This window comes from Vibrio hepatarius (genome assembly GCF_018860525.1).
Lineage (GTDB): Bacteria > Pseudomonadota > Gammaproteobacteria > Enterobacterales > Vibrionaceae > Vibrio > Vibrio hepatarius_B.
On the sequence record NZ_JAHKPM010000029.1, the window covers coordinates 34,076 to 48,946 of the forward strand.

Genomic DNA, 14,871 nt, shown 5'->3' on the forward strand with positions numbered 1-14,871 from the left:
TTGTTTCAAATTTGTTGTTAAAAGATACTCTGCACAATTTTAAACCACGGAGGGTTATCTATATGAAACAACATGGTTTGTTACTTTACTTGGGCTTATTATTATTTTCTCTACCGAGCTTGGCGAAAGAATTTAATATTTTTTGTTATGATCAACAACAAGATGATTGGGAATGGTCGGATAATAAACAAACATTTAATTGGCCGTTAAAAACTCAAGAGCAGCCTTGGGAAAATAGCTATTTTGTGTTTATTCCTATTTCAGAAAGTGTATATCACTCTCTTGATGGATTTTGCCCTGAGGGAACAGTACCACAGCCTGCAGAAGGGCATTTTTCAACTTGGAAAGTGTTTTATGTGACGGATGGTGAACGTTCTTACTTTGCCCCAGGTAAGCGTTCTTATCATAATCTTATTGATCATGTTTTTCTTCGCTTTAGTGATGTTCATTTGAAAGAAAATATAGAGCGTATTACTTCTACATTAGAAGCGGTCAGAACAATTAATGGCTATCGATACAACTATATTTCTCAGCAGGGCAATACAGAACTTGGCTTTGTTGCCCAAGAAGTTGAGCAATGGTATCCAGAGCTTATCAACACTCATCCTGAATCGGGTTACTTGCAAGTTGATTATAAAGGAATGATTGCTGTGTTACTGGAATCAATAAAAGAGATGGATGAAAGGTTAACTAGTTTAGAAAGCCAGCAACCCTAGCTAGTTTAGCTTTTATTGGAACTTTGCGCAGTTGTGTAAACACATTTTTTGTCTCTGCTAAGTTTTAATATTTTCATTGCCTACGTCGATTTGATCGGGGTCTAAAAAACGTTTGGCGTAAGAGATATGCAAATCATGTTGGATAAATAAAGTGAAAAGGTCACCGTCTATATGTTTATTCGCTACCATATCTTCCATAATTGCAATGGCTTTACTTAACTTGAATGCTTTTTTATAGGGGCGGTCTGCGGCGGTTAAAGCTTCAAATATATCTGCAATGGCAAGAATTCTTTCTTTAACTGAAAGCTGGTCTTCACTTAGTTGGCGTGGATAGCCACGCCCAGCTAATGTTTCATGATGAGTGGTAGCAAGTCTAGGGACCTGTTTTAGATCATCAGGAAAAGGTAAGCTTTCTAACATTTTAATGCCGCTAACCATATGCTCATTGATTCGATAGCGATCTTCTTTGGTTAAGGTGCCCCTCAAAATAGAGAGGTTATAGATTTCACCGTGGTCACTTAAGTACTCAGGTGCCTGCATGGTAATACCATAGTCATAACAAGGAGGGTGGAAGCGAGGTACTTTGTGTTCGGGTAAATCTTTAAGCAGCGTTTGTGTGGTTGAAGAAGTGGAGAGACGGTCTTTTTCCACTGGTGAGAGGCCAATAGTATCATCAAATTGTCGACACCAAGTTTGGGCGCCAATTTTCTTAAGATTTCTGATATCTTCATCAGATACGGGGCGATCGCCTGTGTTTAGTGAGGCGACAAAGGTAAACTCTTCTTGTAAGCGCGATTGTTGTGTCTTTACCCATAACAAAACTTGATCTGCATCTTCGCCATTGTGTCTTTTCATGTAGCCTTTGAGAGCGACATCTCGCCATATAACTTCAAAGCGCATACGGATTTCGTGTAAGCGGTTGTAATTTGCTTCTAGCTTTGTCCCTTTATCGACGATGTATTCTGGGACAGTTATTTTTCCGCAATCGTGTAACCAAGCTGCCATTTGGAATTCACGCTTTTCCCGTTCTCCTTTAAAGTGGAAGGTGTCAAATGGTCCTTGAGTTGATGACTCGGCTGCTTCGGCTAGCATCATGGCAATCACGGGCACTCGATTACAGTGACCCGCGGTATATGGTGATTTATCATCGATGGCTCTTGCGATAAGTTGAACAATAGAGTCAAGTAAGGCTTCTTGTTGCTTTTCATGCGCTTGCAATTGATTGGCCATCTCCTCGATAGAGTCTGACAACTGTGAGATTTCACGAATCCTGCTTTTGACTGGCTGTAACTGATCATAGTTACGCTGTTGAATTTTTCGGGTTTCATTTTTAAGCGACCGAATCGCTTGAATGATGGGGCTCCCAGATAGCCAAGCTAACCATAGCATTGGTAGCATAATTAAAGCGGAGATACCTGTGGCGTATAACACTTGGCGTACGACTTGGTTATGCAGTGCTGAAACAGGCAAAGTGATCGCTAAATATTCACTGGGGGAAGATGAACCTACAGGTTGCAAATAAACATAAGTATTACCTGACTTCGTGGTGGTGTTCAGTAAACTACCTTGTTGCGAAGGAGAGGCCATCAGGTCGTAAAAAACAGCATGGGGTATCACTCGATGCTTGGTTGCGGCTGAGTTACCAAGCCATTTTGCGAGTAAGAAATCTTTCTGGGTGTCCTTAACTTTTTTGATGGCTCGATTGATAATGGGCAGTAATTCAGCGTATCTCTTGTTGAGCGCGATATGAAATTCGGTCTCAAATCCTTGGTTAAAAGGGGCTATATCTTCAATGACGGTTACACCGTCGGTAAAATATTGGTGGACAGCGTGTTTAAGAATAGCGCTGCTGTCGATGAAACCACTGATTTTACCCGTTTTAAGAAGCGTCAAACCTTCGAACGAATCATTGACTTCAATGATGTCGATGTTTGGGTAGTTTTTTTTAAGATTTGGGATAATAGACCAACCTGATAAGATGGCGACTTTATCGTCATTGAACGCACTAAGATCTTTAATATCGGTTAATGTATCTGAAACCAGAATGCCAAAAGGTAAAGTAAATATGGGATCACTGTAGACGCCTTGAGCATAGCCGTCTTTGTGATATTGAAGGGAATGTAATGCGTCGAGTTTATCATTATTAAACTGATTGACCAATTCGCTCCAATCTAACCCATTACTAAATGCCCATTTTATGCCTGTCATTTGGCCGATCATTTTGACCATGTCAATCGCATAGCCTCTAGGCTCGCCAAGAACACTATAATCTATCGGTGCCCAGTTTCTTTGGTTGGAAATCCGTAAAGGGCTTAAGCTTTTGATTAGAGCTTTTTCTTGCTCAGTCATTGGTAGAGAGGGAAGTGTTGGTAGTGGTTTCTCTTTGAACGTTGGGTGAGTATCGGCTAGCATCTCACCAGTTTGGCGGAAAACATAAGCTTCACTTAGTTGCTGTGCAAAGGTTTGGTTGAGTATCGTGGAAAGGGTTGAGAGTAATACATCTATTCCTATCACCGCTGTTCCTGCATTATTTTTGGTGGCATAAGTTTGGCCAGATACAGCAACTTGAGCAAAGATATAGGGTTCAGTTTTGATAATACCACCCGACTGGGCTTTTTGGTACCAAGGCCTTAAGGAAGGGAAGTATCCACTTAAGGTTTCTTGAGTTTTTCGTACCTTGAGATCGTGGCTAACAAAGGAAACGGTTTTCTTACGTTGTCCATCTCTAGCTTTTTTTACTGTGACCATCAGCCATTTGTCATCAGACTTTGCGTTTATATTTGATCTTAATGTTTGTTCTACATCCAAGTTAATTACTTGATAGAAGTCATCATCTTGAGTACCAAAAAACACACTATACAGTTCTGGAGTCGCTTCTAATGTGGCCAGAAATGCTGGTAACCATTGTTGATTATCATTTGAAGGTTCAATTACCTGAGCAAGTGTTGAGGCAATGTTACGCATTCGAGTATCAGTATCTTTCATATTATCACTGACATTTTCTGCGACAGATGAAGACTCATCTAGCTGATGTTCTTCTAGGGTTTGATAGATAAAGTGATAGTGGATAGAGAGAGCTAAAGTTGCTGTAAGAGTCGCAACCAGTAATAACAGCGACCCTATGGTGACCCGTATAGAGAAGGTCTGCTTATATGGCTTTTTCTGAGGCATGACTGTGTTCCAGGTTCGAGATTTTACTACCGCGATTGAACCACGGACCAAAGAGTATTTTGAAAAAAAGGCGCGTCGTAAGCCACTAGATAAAGTATCGACTTGCTTGACGTTGTTCTTTGGTCAACAAGCCTATCGAGTTATAAGAGTCACTCTAATCAATGTTGCTAACCTTATAAAATTAAAGACATGTTTTGGTTAATTTGCAAGGTAGAGTCATTAGCTTTTTGACAGTTGTGAAGTCAGTAGATTAAGACATGGTAGGCTAGTTAATGTTGATCATGTTCTGGGGTGTTTTATGATTTTAAAAGCCCCAAAACGTTTGTTTTGAGGCTTGGTATTTAGAAACTCATAAACTTATCAAGCGATGGTAAGTTTAATGGTTTGGACGCTTATTCGACTTAGGCTTTAGAGTGTTTTAGGCTCACTTGCTCTTCCTTTTCACCTGCAAGAGGGTCATTAAAGCGAGTTTCGTCTAGAGCACCTTCAGATTTAGCCACAATGACGGTAACCGCGTTATCACCGGTAATATTTACTGCTGTTCTTATCATATCAAGTAAGCGGTCAACACCCATGATTAAGGCAATACCTTCTAAAGGTAGACCCACTTGGTTCAAGACCATTGCAAGCATTACTAGACCGACTCCGGGAACGCCCGCTGTACCAATTGAAGCTAGGGTAGCGGTTAAGATCACCATTAGGTAATCACCCATAGTAAGGTCAATGTTAAATGCTTGAGCGATAAATGCGGTGGCTACGCCTTGCATGATCGCTGTACCGTCCATGTTCACAGTAGCACCTAGTGGAATAGTGAACGAGGAAATACTGTTATCTACACCCATACGATTTTTGGCCGTTTCCATCGAAACAGGAATCGTCGCGTTTGAAGAAGCCGTAGAGAAGGCGAACATGATCGCATCTTCCATTTTCTTCAAGAAGGTGATCGGGCTTAGTCCCGTGAAACCTTTTAGCATCAAACTGTATGTGACTAGACCGTGAAGAACCAAGGTTCCTGCCAGCACCAAGAAATACTCAGCAAGGTTCATGATTGCGCTCAAACCTAGGCCAGTAAACAACTTAGCCATTAGGAAGAACACACCGTAAGGAGCTAGGTTCATCAGTAACGCGACTAATTTCATGATCACTTCGTTCAGATCAGAAAATACAGATGCGATTCTTTCACCTGCTTTACCAGCGGCGCTGATGGCGATACCAAACAATACTGCAAACACAATCACCTGCAGAGTTTTACCTTCAGCCATAGAACTAATAGGGTTAGTCGGGAACATGTTAATAATAACTTGTCCCAGAGAAGGGGCTTCTGCTGATTTAAATGAACTTACTGCGGTGAGATCGGCTCCAGCACCCGGCTGGAAGATACTACCCATAGTAAGAGCGAATGTGATGGCGATTGTCGTGGTCGCAATATAAAAAGCGAGTGTTTTACCACCCATTCGACCTAGAGTTGAAAGATCTTTAAGCGCGCTTGTTCCGCAGACTAGTGAAACAAATACGAGTGGTACAACAAGCATCTTCAAGCTGGCGACAAAAATCTGGCCACCAACGTCAAACAGTCCGTTGACTATATATGTGTCGACAAATCCGTTGTCGGCAAAAAGGCTGCGAATTGCAAATCCTGTCAAGATACCCGCTACCATACCTAAAATAACACGGCTAGTTAGCGACAGAGGTTTCTTGGTATTCATCGTGAACACTCCTTATAGTTATGCACCTTAAGTTCACTTCAAGGCGTTCTGGAGGGTATCAGGCGAAGCGAAGAATACGAACGTAAAATGTATTGTTAGATATATAGATGTGATCAAGATCACTATAATGGATCTAAATTTAACTTAGTGGTAACACTTTTTGCTGATTTTATTGTTGTTTTTAATTTTAATTTCACATAAAAAGCTATTTTAGTTTAAAAATAGACCATGATTGCCATATTATTCGTCTTGTGAATGCTTATGGTGGACTATTTCTTATGTGAATAATAAATCACTGATTATTCACTTTTGCTTATTTTTAAAATGTGCTGTGTTGTGCTTATGGGGAAATTTTTGCTGATTGAACAGTCTTTTTTCGATGAAAAATAGCTTTCATCATTGTTTTTATTAATTAATTTTTTAAAAAATTGATGATTTTTTTATTTTTGATGTGTGAATGTTATGTCGCATTTGTTTGCCTACTCAAGGGAGACTAAGAATGCGTAAACCAGATAAGCGTTACTTTTGGGTGATTAGTTGTTTTATTTGGTGATATTGCTGTTATTTGTTTTGCTTATGGTTTGTGGTCGATTATTGAATACTGATAAGACATCATGGGTTGCTATAGTGGCAATAGATTATTCTACCCAGGCGGTCGCTTTTGATGTTTAATGTGGCCATTCGAAATATTGGGAAGATTGACTAATGAAAATTTGGGTTGATGCTGATGCATGCCCTGTTGTGATTCGAGATGTTTTGTTTCGAGCATCAGAGCGAACAGGCGTAGAAGTGACTTTGGTCGCAAATCAATTCATTCGCACACCGGCTTCACCTAAGGTGACAATGTTGCAAGTGCAAGCTGGTTTTGATGTGGCGGATAATGAAATAGTTAAGCGTTGTGAAAAAGATGATTTAGTGATCACGAGTGATATTCCACTGGCCGATGAAATTATTACTAAGGGCGGGCATGCACTGAGCTCTCGTGGTGAGTTATTTACCAAAGAGAATATTAAGTCACGGCTCAATATTCGAGATTTCATGGATACCATGCGCAGCAGTGGCGTGCAAACCGGCGGCCCAGCGCCTTTAAACCAAGCCGATAGACAGCAGTTCGCCAATCATTTAGATAAGTGGCTTGTGCAAAGACAAAGAAGCCTCAACTAGCTTTAATTTGGGTGAGCTGACTAGCCAAAGTCTAGCGAACCCAATAGCGAAAGTAGAGACCCTGCCTCTAATGAGAGTGAACGGTATTAAAAGGGATAACTTTTTGAAATGTATGCGCTCATTGATTTCATGTTAAAGAAAATTTGCTTTAATCAGCTTTGGGGTAAAGCGATTAGGTACAGTGCGCTAAACCGCTTAAGTAAGATTAGAAAAAGTACCTTGAAACCTTAAGTACTTGTTATAGTTTTCTGACGTTAATAATAAATTTGTCTACTTCTACATAAAACTTAGATGAGTCATTTTGCACCCAGTGGTTTGCCCCCATCTAACCACACCTCGAAGATCTTGAGTGGCGTGTTGAGCGTAAACTTCACTAGCAGTATTACCGAGAAGGGCTGGCTCGCAGCGCCTAACTGATGAAAGGTATTTAATACCTGCTCCGTGCTTCCAAGACATAGTAAAACGCTTTGAAAAGCCTTCACCTTTTACCCATTTCGAGAATTCGTCGCTGCTTAATTCAGAATATCTTTCAGCAATAACCTGAGACAAAATTATATTTTCTTCGTGAACACCACCTTCGGCATTAATAAAACCCTGTACAATACCTTTCGTATCGTATTTGCAAACCAAAGTCGATGTATCGCCTCCCCAAGAATGACCATGTAGAAAGCAATTATGAATCTTTAGTTGCTCTAGAGCTTTTAAAATTCGCTTTGCTTGAGTTTTTGTTGAGTGGGAAACAACTGAAGCTGGTGAATAACCGTAACCACATAGATCAAACATTATTAGGTTGTAGTTCGGCAGCCAGTCGAATGCATCCGCAAAACAAAGATGCGATTCGCCTAGACCGTGAATCAACACTAAAGTTTCTTGAGATTCTTTGAGTTCAGTAGACAAACAATAAAGCTGGTCACCATCAATATTTAACCATTTTTCTACTAGCACGTTCACCTCGCATTTATAACTAACAGAATTAAGATTTATCATAACTAATTCTGCACAAAACGAAAGAAACAACACTAACGGCATGCACCAACATCGGCACACAACCTATTTTCGGGCACTTATGAGTTACAAGTATTGTTTAACTAGCAATAAAGGGTTATCAAGGATGTTGCAAAACCCGTATTTGAGTGGTCAATTAGATTGACCACTCAAAATATACTTCCGTGTAAAGTGTAAAATTTTCTCTAGTTAGTTACCCACACCACCGGTTTTCTCAGCCGGAGATTCAGGTGTTACTGGAGGCCACTCTTCAAATGTCGCTAAGTGCTGTTGAATAGTGGCTTGAGCAGGGCCAAATGCCCACATTTTTTGGCCCATCCACTTCAAGTACATTCCTGATTCTTCAGCTGCTCGCTCGTAAGGATCACGGCGCAAGTTGAAAAGTAATGGTGCATTGAGTTCTTCTTTCGGGCCACTCCAACCGTGATTCTGAACTACAAAGTGCGCTTTCCAATCACCTACCCGAACGGCTTGCAGTTGGTCTCGCTCGTAGTAGTAAATCTCTTTACGACCCGACTCGCCATTTTCCATCAGCATATCGACTTGGTTGTAACCATCGAGGTGTGCTTTAAAACCTTCATAGCCTTTCAGCATTTTCTCTTTTAGGTCTGTTGGACCACCTGCTGCTGCAATCAGTGTTGGTAGCCAGTCCATACCGTCAAAGATACCATTTCCTACGCTACCTGCTGGAATTTTACCTGGCCAGCTAACCAATGCAGGAGCACGAACGCCACCTTCCCATGTTGTGCCTTTTTCGCCATGGAATGGTGTCATACCGCCATCTGGCCATGTCATAATTTCAGGGCCATTATCGGCAGTGAAAATAATGATGGTGTTATCTGCAATACCGAGCTCTTCCATTTTAGCGAGCATTTCACCGATATGATCATCTAGATCTTTCATCACTACTTCTTGCAATCCCCAACCATTCTTGCCAAGCATGGATTCATACTTTTCAGAAAGGTGTGTCCATACGTGACCTCGTGATGGGCAATACCAAGTAAAGAATGGTTTCTTCGCTTCAACGGCTCTTTCGATGAAGTTGATAGCGTGTTTGTTTACCTCATCATCCAGTGTGCGCATACGCTCAATCGACAGCGCGCCATCATCTTCAATCGTTTGTCCACCCTTACCATCAGCTCTTGAATAAATCACGTTGCGAGGTGCAAAATCATCCAGCGATCCATCTTTTGGCCAATCAGGATCTTCAGTGTATTCCATTGCATTCAAGTGATATAGCCAACCCCAATACTCATCAAAACCATGCATTGTCGGTAGAAATTCATCTCGGTCACCTAAGTGGTTCTTACCAAACTGCCCCGTCATATAACCCATATTTTTAAGCATCTCAGGAAGCGTTGGGGTATCTGCGCTTAAACCCACAGGGCCTCCTGGCAAGCCAACCGAATGCATCCCCGTTCGCACAGGCAGTTGTCCTGTTAAGAATGCAGAACGCCCCGCGGTACACGATGGTTGTGCATAGTAATCGGTGAGTAGCATGCCCTTCTCGGCAATGCTATCGATGTTTGGTGTTTCACTGCTCATAACGCCGTTGTGATAAGCACTCAGGTTTGAAATTCCGACATCATCGGTGAAGATAACGAAGATATTTGGTTGCTCATGAGCTGACCATGCTGAGAGCGAAAAGCTACTCAACAAATTCAGTATAAGAATATGGAAAACCTTTTTCATAGAATGTCCTTTTTTGTTTCAGATTGCTCGTTATGAATCATTTTTAAACCAATTAGGCCAAAGCCAAGCTCAGATAAACGAAGAGAAATGCCATCCAATATCAAGCTAATGATCCGGCCAGCAGCCAAAGCCAAAACAGCGCCGAACAAAATACAGGTTGTAGTTTCATATCCTTACTCTTTTAATTTGGCTCTTTTCAAAAAACATAGTCTACAATCAATGATATACAAGTTGCATATTGAAATGGTGGGCAGTTAAGGTATGCATTCGCAATTGTGATATTTTACATCGAGGATAGGGATATCAATATGGCTAAATGGCGTTACCTACTCGCATCAGCATTGACTGTTAGTTCAACCATAAATGCGCAAGAAGCAAGTACACATGCGGACATAAAAAAGTGGCAACATAGCTTCGAAATCTACGCACTCGCACTCAATATCCGTGGAGATAGCACTATTGGTAATTTGTCTGCAGATGTCGATGTCGATCCATCTTTTATCATGGATCACCTTGATATGACGGCCATGGTGCGTTTAGAGGGGATCTATGACAATCAGTGGGGCTATTACATTGATTACAGCTTCATGAAGCTAAGTGGAAAAACAAACTCAGTGTTAGATGCCAACCTAGAGATATTGAAAGGCAATCTTGATATCCGACAAGGTGTTTTAGATGTAAAAGGTTTTACGCGCAATCAATACGATTTTGGAATGATTGATTATCTGTTTGGACTTCGTTGGTGGGATAACGACATTGATGCCAAGCTTTATGGTTCAGGTGGTCGACTAAGTGTCGACCGATCACTCGATGAAGATTGGATAGATTATCAAATAGGTGTGAGATGGATAACGCAGATCGATAAGGATTGGAGGTTTCATGCAACTATTGATGCAGGGATTGGTAGTGATACCGACTTTACCTCATCTCTTTTAACTGGTGTTCGATACCAGATAAACAGTTGGTCCGACTTAAATGTTGCCTACAAATCGACCTGGGTTGATTACGAAAACAAAGGAAACTTTGAATACGACACAGCGTCACAGGGCTTTCTAATTGGTTGGACTGCACATTTCTAATCTACTGTCTCACAATAATTAATTTTTATTAAGTGATGAGGAGGGAAACTCCAATGTAGTCGGTTATAAGAAAGTCACCTTGATGTTTTCACCACTAGTATGCCTCGAACCAAGTAGACAATGCAGCATATTGGCGGCATTATTTTTCAAATTTAATTGGTCATAAAATTAATAACTCGCAGCAGAGTTCCATTTCATTTTATTTTCAATGTTGTGAATCGTTAAGTTAGTATGCGCGAGGAAAACATACACACCATAGAAGGTGGTGTGTATGTTGAAAGATGATCGGTTTTATTTATGTTGATGCTTCATGCCGCTCATGACCTTTTTGATTGGCGCCGTTACGACTTTCTTTTCGCCGTTAGCAAAGGTGAGGGTCACATCGATATTCTCGCCTTCGGTTAGTGGTTTCTTTAGGTTGAACAGCATAATGTGCAAGCTGCCAGGCTTTAGTTCGATCATGCTTTTTGCTGGGATAGTAAGCTTATCTACTTGACGCATTTTCATCACGTCGCCTTCTTTAATCACGTCATGCAGTTCTACTTTGCCAGCAGCTTCTGTTGTCGCTGAGACAATTACACGGTCTTTATCGCTGTGGTTCATTATTTCACTAAATACGGCACTGGTTGCCGCATTTGGTGGCGTTGCGCGCGCATAAGTGTGTGACAACATAATGTCTTCGCAAGCATGAGCAAATGGGCTAAGGGCGAGAGAGGTTAGAATTAGGGCTTTGAACTTCATTACGAATTTCCTTGTGAAGTAAGGGTTTTCATTGCTTGTACCAAAGGTGCTGGTGTTAGCGTGTGTGGCACTTTAGTGATTAACTTGCCATCTGGTTTTAGAAAGTAAAAATATGAGCTGTGATCGAGAGTGTATTTCAGCTCAGAGTTTTTCAATTTAGTTTTACGGAAAATGACGCCGTATTTATGTGCAAGAGGGGAGGTGACATCAAGAGGTGCTGATAACCCTTCAATCATTGGGTGAAAATACTGCGCATACTTATAAGAGTCAGCCGCCGCATCACGCTCAGGATCTAAAGAGATGAACATAGGCCTAAATTTAGTAGTCACTGAATCATCAAGTTGGTTTAGTGCTCCTGCTAACATAGCAAGTGATGTTGGGCATACATCAGGGCAGCGTGTAAAACCAAAGTAAACAATACGGATCCGTGAGTCTTGTTGGTCAAAGATAGTTACAGGTTTGTCATCTTTACCAAACAAGATAACGTCTTTGTCTGATACAACTGGTGCCTCGACTTCGGGTTGCGAATCCAAGTAGGCATTGATTCCAAATCCGAGTGCAAACGCTGCGACTAAGATTAAAGACCATATTTTACTCATTGTTCCATCCTAATTGAAGCGCTCACACTTTGTTGGCCATCAGTTACCTCGCCTACCCAAGTCATAGTATTGGTGGTACAGATAGGGAGCGTAATTAAGCCACTGTATTGAGAAGCGCCGCTTTTGTTGAGTTTAAACATTAGAGTACCCATCTCCATTTCATAGCCTTGCAAAGTCATCATTAAGCTTTGCTGTTTAGAACCAGGCCAGTCAACAGTGATGTGGGTTGGTACCAAAGGTTGGCTGATATCTCGATCAACTTTTATACCAATATTACCAAGTTCACAAGCCTGAGTCGTTAGGAGACAATATTCTGACAAAGGTTTGACTTGAGCACGTATTTTAAACCATTGATAAATGTCACCGGCAAAGAAACCCGCACTTATCGCACAGGCTACCACCACGAGTTTAAGTATTGAAGACACAGAGCGTTCTCATTTTATGCTAAGAGGCGATCCTATCACTAGATGTTGATAAATAGCGAAGCTCTCTAAAAAATTGTGCAGATAATCAATGAGTGTGTGACGATGTTTTGTTAGTTGTGACTTTATGCACCACACAATGTAATGAGCTGTGGCTGGAAAATTGGCTATTTCAGTTGCGGCACGTCATTTTTACCACGGTGTTACTCTTGTCACATTTATATGAGCGTGAATGAATAATGTGTGGTTTTTAACGAATAACATAGTTTAGCCTGTTTAAGCCAAACAAAGCGATCAGTCAGTTAGGTGGTTAAGGATGGATGTGCTACTTGATAATGTCAGTATAGACTTACGTAAGTTATTATTTGAAATTGCTACAGCCCTTGATGCTGTTGGGGTTGATGATATTCAGCATGGCTACCGTGTTGCTTATATGGCGTATCAATGTTCTCAACGAATGGGGTGGGAAGAAGAACTTGCCCAAGTTTCTTTTGCTCTTGGATTGATTCATGATTGTGGTGTATCCAAGCCTAAAGAGCGCACCTCTTTATTTACAAAGTTGCAACCTGATAATGTTCAAGCGCATTGTGATAAAGGGTATCAACTCCTAAGATCTTGCCCGCCTCTTGCTGGGCTTGCACTGCCGGTTTTATATCACCATACCGATTGGGTAACACTTTCTAATCAGAACCGACCGTCATCAACAGACAAAAAGCTAGCCAGTCTGATCTTCATAAGTGATAGGGTGGATTTTCTTTACTTAGGCAGTATTTTCGATCAATTTGGTCATCTGACAAACTCTGATAAGAATGTTATCGCTAATGAGCTTGTGGAGAATTCAGGTTCACTTTTTGAGCCTAATTTAGTGGCTTGTATGTCTGAGCTAATACACAACGATGATTTCTGGTTTTCAATGCGGCCAGAATACATTGAGACTATGGCGAGTCGCTTCCCGAGTGTGCCTTTTTTTTCTGCTCGAATGGGGTTAGAAAACTCGATTTCAGTCGCCGAACTATTTGCAGAGATTGTTGATACCAAAAGCCCATTTACCTGCCAGCACTCACGTAAAGTTGCTCGTCTGAGCGCTTTTATTGGCAAAAAACTCGGGTTTTCAGCTAAAGCACAGCGTATGTTGTACTTAGCTGGATTAGTTCACGACATAGGTAAGCTGAAAACTCCGTCAATTGTGCTGCATAAACCGACAGATTTAACTGAACAGGAATACGCGTGTATTAAACGTCATGCCACAGATACTCGGCATACTTTGATGAATATTTTTCAGTCGAGCCAGATTGTTGAATGGGCCGCGAATCACCATGAAAGACTTGATGGTTCAGGATACCCGCTAGGAATATCGGCGAATGATATTGATTTTCCAAGCCGTATTATTGCAATTAGCGATGTTTTTCAAGCTTTGACTCAATCTCGGCCATATCGTCAGGGGCTAACCATTAATGAGGCTCTGCAAATTATACAGGCATTGGTGGAGGGGGGTAAATTAGACCAGACAGTATTTGATTGTTTACATGATCATAGCCAAGAATGCTATTTTATTTCAACAGCAGCGCAAGAAACAGCCAGCGCTTAATAAACTGGCTGCTTAGAGTTAAGAACCGTTGCTTAGCAAGAATTCTTTAAAGCGAGATTGAGTTTCCGCATCGGCTTTACTGTACCAAAAATGCAACATTTCTTCTGCGGTTGAGTCGGTACCTAGGTTTTCATTTGCGATCTTCTTTGTGGGAAGCATGGTAGTGGCTGTGATAGGCGTTATAGCCGCAACGCCGCCTCGGCGGTTATAGTCAGCCAGTTCTATCTTGAAATTTCGGCCAATCTGCATTCCATCTTTGATGAGTTTGTCTTGTGTTACTGCTACGGCAGCGCCGCCAGCTGACGTCAGTTGCCACTCAAAATTTTTGATTTCCTTTTCACCTTCATGGCGATCTCGGTATTGCGGCATATCGAAAGTAAGTTCAGTTTCTTTGGCGTTGAACTTGGCGATAATCGGGTCACTTTCTAGGATGATGCGGTCATTACCTTGCATGAAATAAGGCTGGTAACGAAACAAGATTTGATTTTCTCCATCGGGGAGGGTTAATTTTTTTGTTTTAGAGAAGAAACTGCCAGAGAGCTCCGGCTTACCATCGTTTACAACTAAGAGATCAATTGTGTCTGGTACTGTTATTGTCACGTCAGCCACAGCCATGCTGCTTATTGTCAGGGCTGCTGCGGCCAAGAATGTTGTTTTGATGTTCATGACTCAATCCACTTATTTTGGTTAGCATACACTTTGCCAAGCGAATCGGGATATTTCAATTAGACGAATGTCAAAGTGATAAGATTTCACGGAAAGTTAACTTTTATAGTGAATAGTTGAGTCATTAATGCTGGCTACTATTTTATAAAATTTGGGTCGAAATCCAGTTTACAGTGTAACAAAGTAAATTTGCTCTGCGAATTTTTAAGCTTGCCTCGAAAACAATGTTTATTTTTTTCATCAAAAAAAAAGTCTCTTAAATACTCAAAATAGGTTCTTCGAAAATATGTTCATCGGATGGTAATCGAAGAATAGAGCCTAC

At 41.1% G+C, this 14,871-nt stretch carries 12 protein-coding genes and 1 pseudogene; 5 read left to right on the forward strand and 8 right to left on the reverse strand.

What is annotated here, in order from left to right; genetic code table 11:
• The first annotated feature begins 62 nt into the window (after window positions 1–62).
• Window positions 63–716: a tail fiber domain-containing protein gene (locus tag KO511_RS08035; protein WP_215986932.1), complete on the forward strand. Its 654-nt coding sequence runs from the start codon at window positions 63–65 to the stop codon at window positions 714–716.
• 57 nt (window positions 717–773) lie between these two features.
• Here the strand turns inward: KO511_RS08035 and KO511_RS08040 are convergent, their stop codons facing one another.
• Window positions 774–3,887 (reverse strand): HD domain-containing phosphohydrolase, encoded by a 3,114-nt coding sequence (locus KO511_RS08040; RefSeq protein WP_215986933.1) that lies wholly within the window; start codon window positions 3,885–3,887, stop codon window positions 774–776.
• Between KO511_RS08040 and KO511_RS08045 the strand changes: the two genes are divergently transcribed.
• Window positions 3,886–4,089: a hypothetical protein gene (locus tag KO511_RS08045; protein WP_215986934.1), complete on the forward strand. Its 204-nt coding sequence runs from the start codon at window positions 3,886–3,888 to the stop codon at window positions 4,087–4,089. The genes KO511_RS08040 and KO511_RS08045 overlap by 2 nt on opposite strands.
• A gap of 199 nt (window positions 4,090–4,288) precedes the next feature.
• Here the strand turns inward: KO511_RS08045 and KO511_RS08050 are convergent, their stop codons facing one another.
• Window positions 4,289–5,593, reverse strand: coding sequence for a dicarboxylate/amino acid:cation symporter (locus KO511_RS08050; protein WP_215986935.1), 1,305 nt, complete (start codon window positions 5,591–5,593; stop codon window positions 4,289–4,291).
• Window positions 5,594–6,298: 705 nt separating this feature from the next.
• Here KO511_RS08050 and KO511_RS08055 point away from each other — a divergent pair.
• Entirely contained in the window at window positions 6,299–6,757 is a 459-nt protein-coding gene (locus tag KO511_RS08055; protein WP_215986936.1) for a YaiI/YqxD family protein, read from the forward strand.
• Between the two features lie 238 nt (window positions 6,758–6,995).
• Here KO511_RS08055 and KO511_RS08060 read toward each other — a convergent pair.
• Window positions 6,996–7,702: pseudogene (locus KO511_RS08060) on the reverse strand (alpha/beta hydrolase).
• A gap of 249 nt (window positions 7,703–7,951) precedes the next feature.
• A complete protein-coding gene (locus KO511_RS08065; protein ID WP_215986937.1) occupies window positions 7,952–9,454 on the reverse strand; it encodes an arylsulfatase in 1,503 nt (500 codons plus the stop codon).
• A gap of 308 nt (window positions 9,455–9,762) precedes the next feature.
• Here KO511_RS08065 and KO511_RS08070 point away from each other — a divergent pair, with 308 nt between their 5' ends.
• Window positions 9,763–10,533 (forward strand): hypothetical protein, encoded by a 771-nt coding sequence (locus tag KO511_RS08070; protein WP_215986938.1) that lies wholly within the window; start codon window positions 9,763–9,765, stop codon window positions 10,531–10,533.
• 291 nt (window positions 10,534–10,824) lie between these two features.
• On the opposite strand, the gene KO511_RS08075 is transcribed toward KO511_RS08070, so the two are convergent.
• From KO511_RS08075 to KO511_RS08085, 3 genes are read right to left on the reverse strand one after another with little or no spacing between them, the layout of a single operon-like run.
• The gene (locus tag KO511_RS08075) at window positions 10,825–11,274 is read right to left on the reverse strand and encodes a copper chaperone PCu(A)C (RefSeq protein WP_125319893.1); all 450 of its coding nucleotides are present in this window, start codon (window positions 11,272–11,274) and stop codon (window positions 10,825–10,827) included.
• A complete protein-coding gene (locus KO511_RS08080; RefSeq protein ID WP_215986939.1) occupies window positions 11,274–11,873 on the reverse strand; it encodes an SCO family protein in 600 nt (199 codons plus the stop codon). Before KO511_RS08080 ends, KO511_RS08075 begins: the two co-directional genes overlap by 1 nt.
• Complete coding sequence (locus KO511_RS08085) at window positions 11,870–12,298, reverse strand: hypothetical protein (RefSeq protein ID WP_215986940.1); 429 nt, start codon at window positions 12,296–12,298, stop codon at window positions 11,870–11,872. The genes KO511_RS08080 and KO511_RS08085 overlap by 4 nt, the downstream gene beginning before the upstream one ends.
• A 313-nt stretch (window positions 12,299–12,611) precedes the next feature.
• Here KO511_RS08085 and KO511_RS08090 point away from each other — a divergent pair, with 313 nt between their 5' ends.
• Entirely contained in the window at window positions 12,612–13,883 is a 1,272-nt protein-coding gene (locus KO511_RS08090) for an HD-GYP domain-containing protein (RefSeq protein ID WP_215986941.1), read from the forward strand.
• A gap of 18 nt (window positions 13,884–13,901) precedes the next feature.
• Here the strand turns inward: KO511_RS08090 and KO511_RS08095 are convergent, their stop codons facing one another.
• Window positions 13,902–14,549 carry a DUF2057 family protein gene (locus tag KO511_RS08095; RefSeq protein ID WP_215986942.1) on the reverse strand — a complete coding sequence of 216 codons (648 nt, stop codon included), beginning with the start codon at window positions 14,547–14,549 and terminating at the stop codon, window positions 13,902–13,904.
• Window positions 14,550–14,871 lie beyond the last annotated feature (322 nt).

Coding starts and splice junctions, on each gene's coding strand:
- KO511_RS08040 (WP_215986933.1), bottom strand. CDS start 3,887: ATGCCTCAGAAAAAGCCATATAAGCAGACCTTCTCTATACGGGTCACC.
- KO511_RS08045 (WP_215986934.1), top strand. CDS start 3,886: ATGACTGTGTTCCAGGTTCGAGATTTTACTACCGCGATTGAACCACGG.
- KO511_RS08080 (WP_215986939.1), bottom strand. CDS start 11,873: ATGAGTAAAATATGGTCTTTAATCTTAGTCGCAGCGTTTGCACTCGGA.
- KO511_RS08095 (WP_215986942.1), bottom strand. CDS start 14,549: ATGAACATCAAAACAACATTCTTGGCCGCAGCAGCCCTGACAATAAGC.
- KO511_RS08035 (WP_215986932.1), top strand. CDS start 63: ATGAAACAACATGGTTTGTTACTTTACTTGGGCTTATTATTATTTTCT.
- KO511_RS08075 (WP_125319893.1), bottom strand. CDS start 11,274: ATGAAGTTCAAAGCCCTAATTCTAACCTCTCTCGCCCTTAGCCCATTT.
- KO511_RS08050 (WP_215986935.1), bottom strand. CDS start 5,593: ATGAATACCAAGAAACCTCTGTCGCTAACTAGCCGTGTTATTTTAGGT.
- KO511_RS08065 (WP_215986937.1), bottom strand. CDS start 9,454: ATGAAAAAGGTTTTCCATATTCTTATACTGAATTTGTTGAGTAGCTTT.
- KO511_RS08090 (WP_215986941.1), top strand. CDS start 12,612: ATGGATGTGCTACTTGATAATGTCAGTATAGACTTACGTAAGTTATTA.
- KO511_RS08070 (WP_215986938.1), top strand. CDS start 9,763: ATGGCTAAATGGCGTTACCTACTCGCATCAGCATTGACTGTTAGTTCA.
- KO511_RS08055 (WP_215986936.1), top strand. CDS start 6,299: ATGAAAATTTGGGTTGATGCTGATGCATGCCCTGTTGTGATTCGAGAT.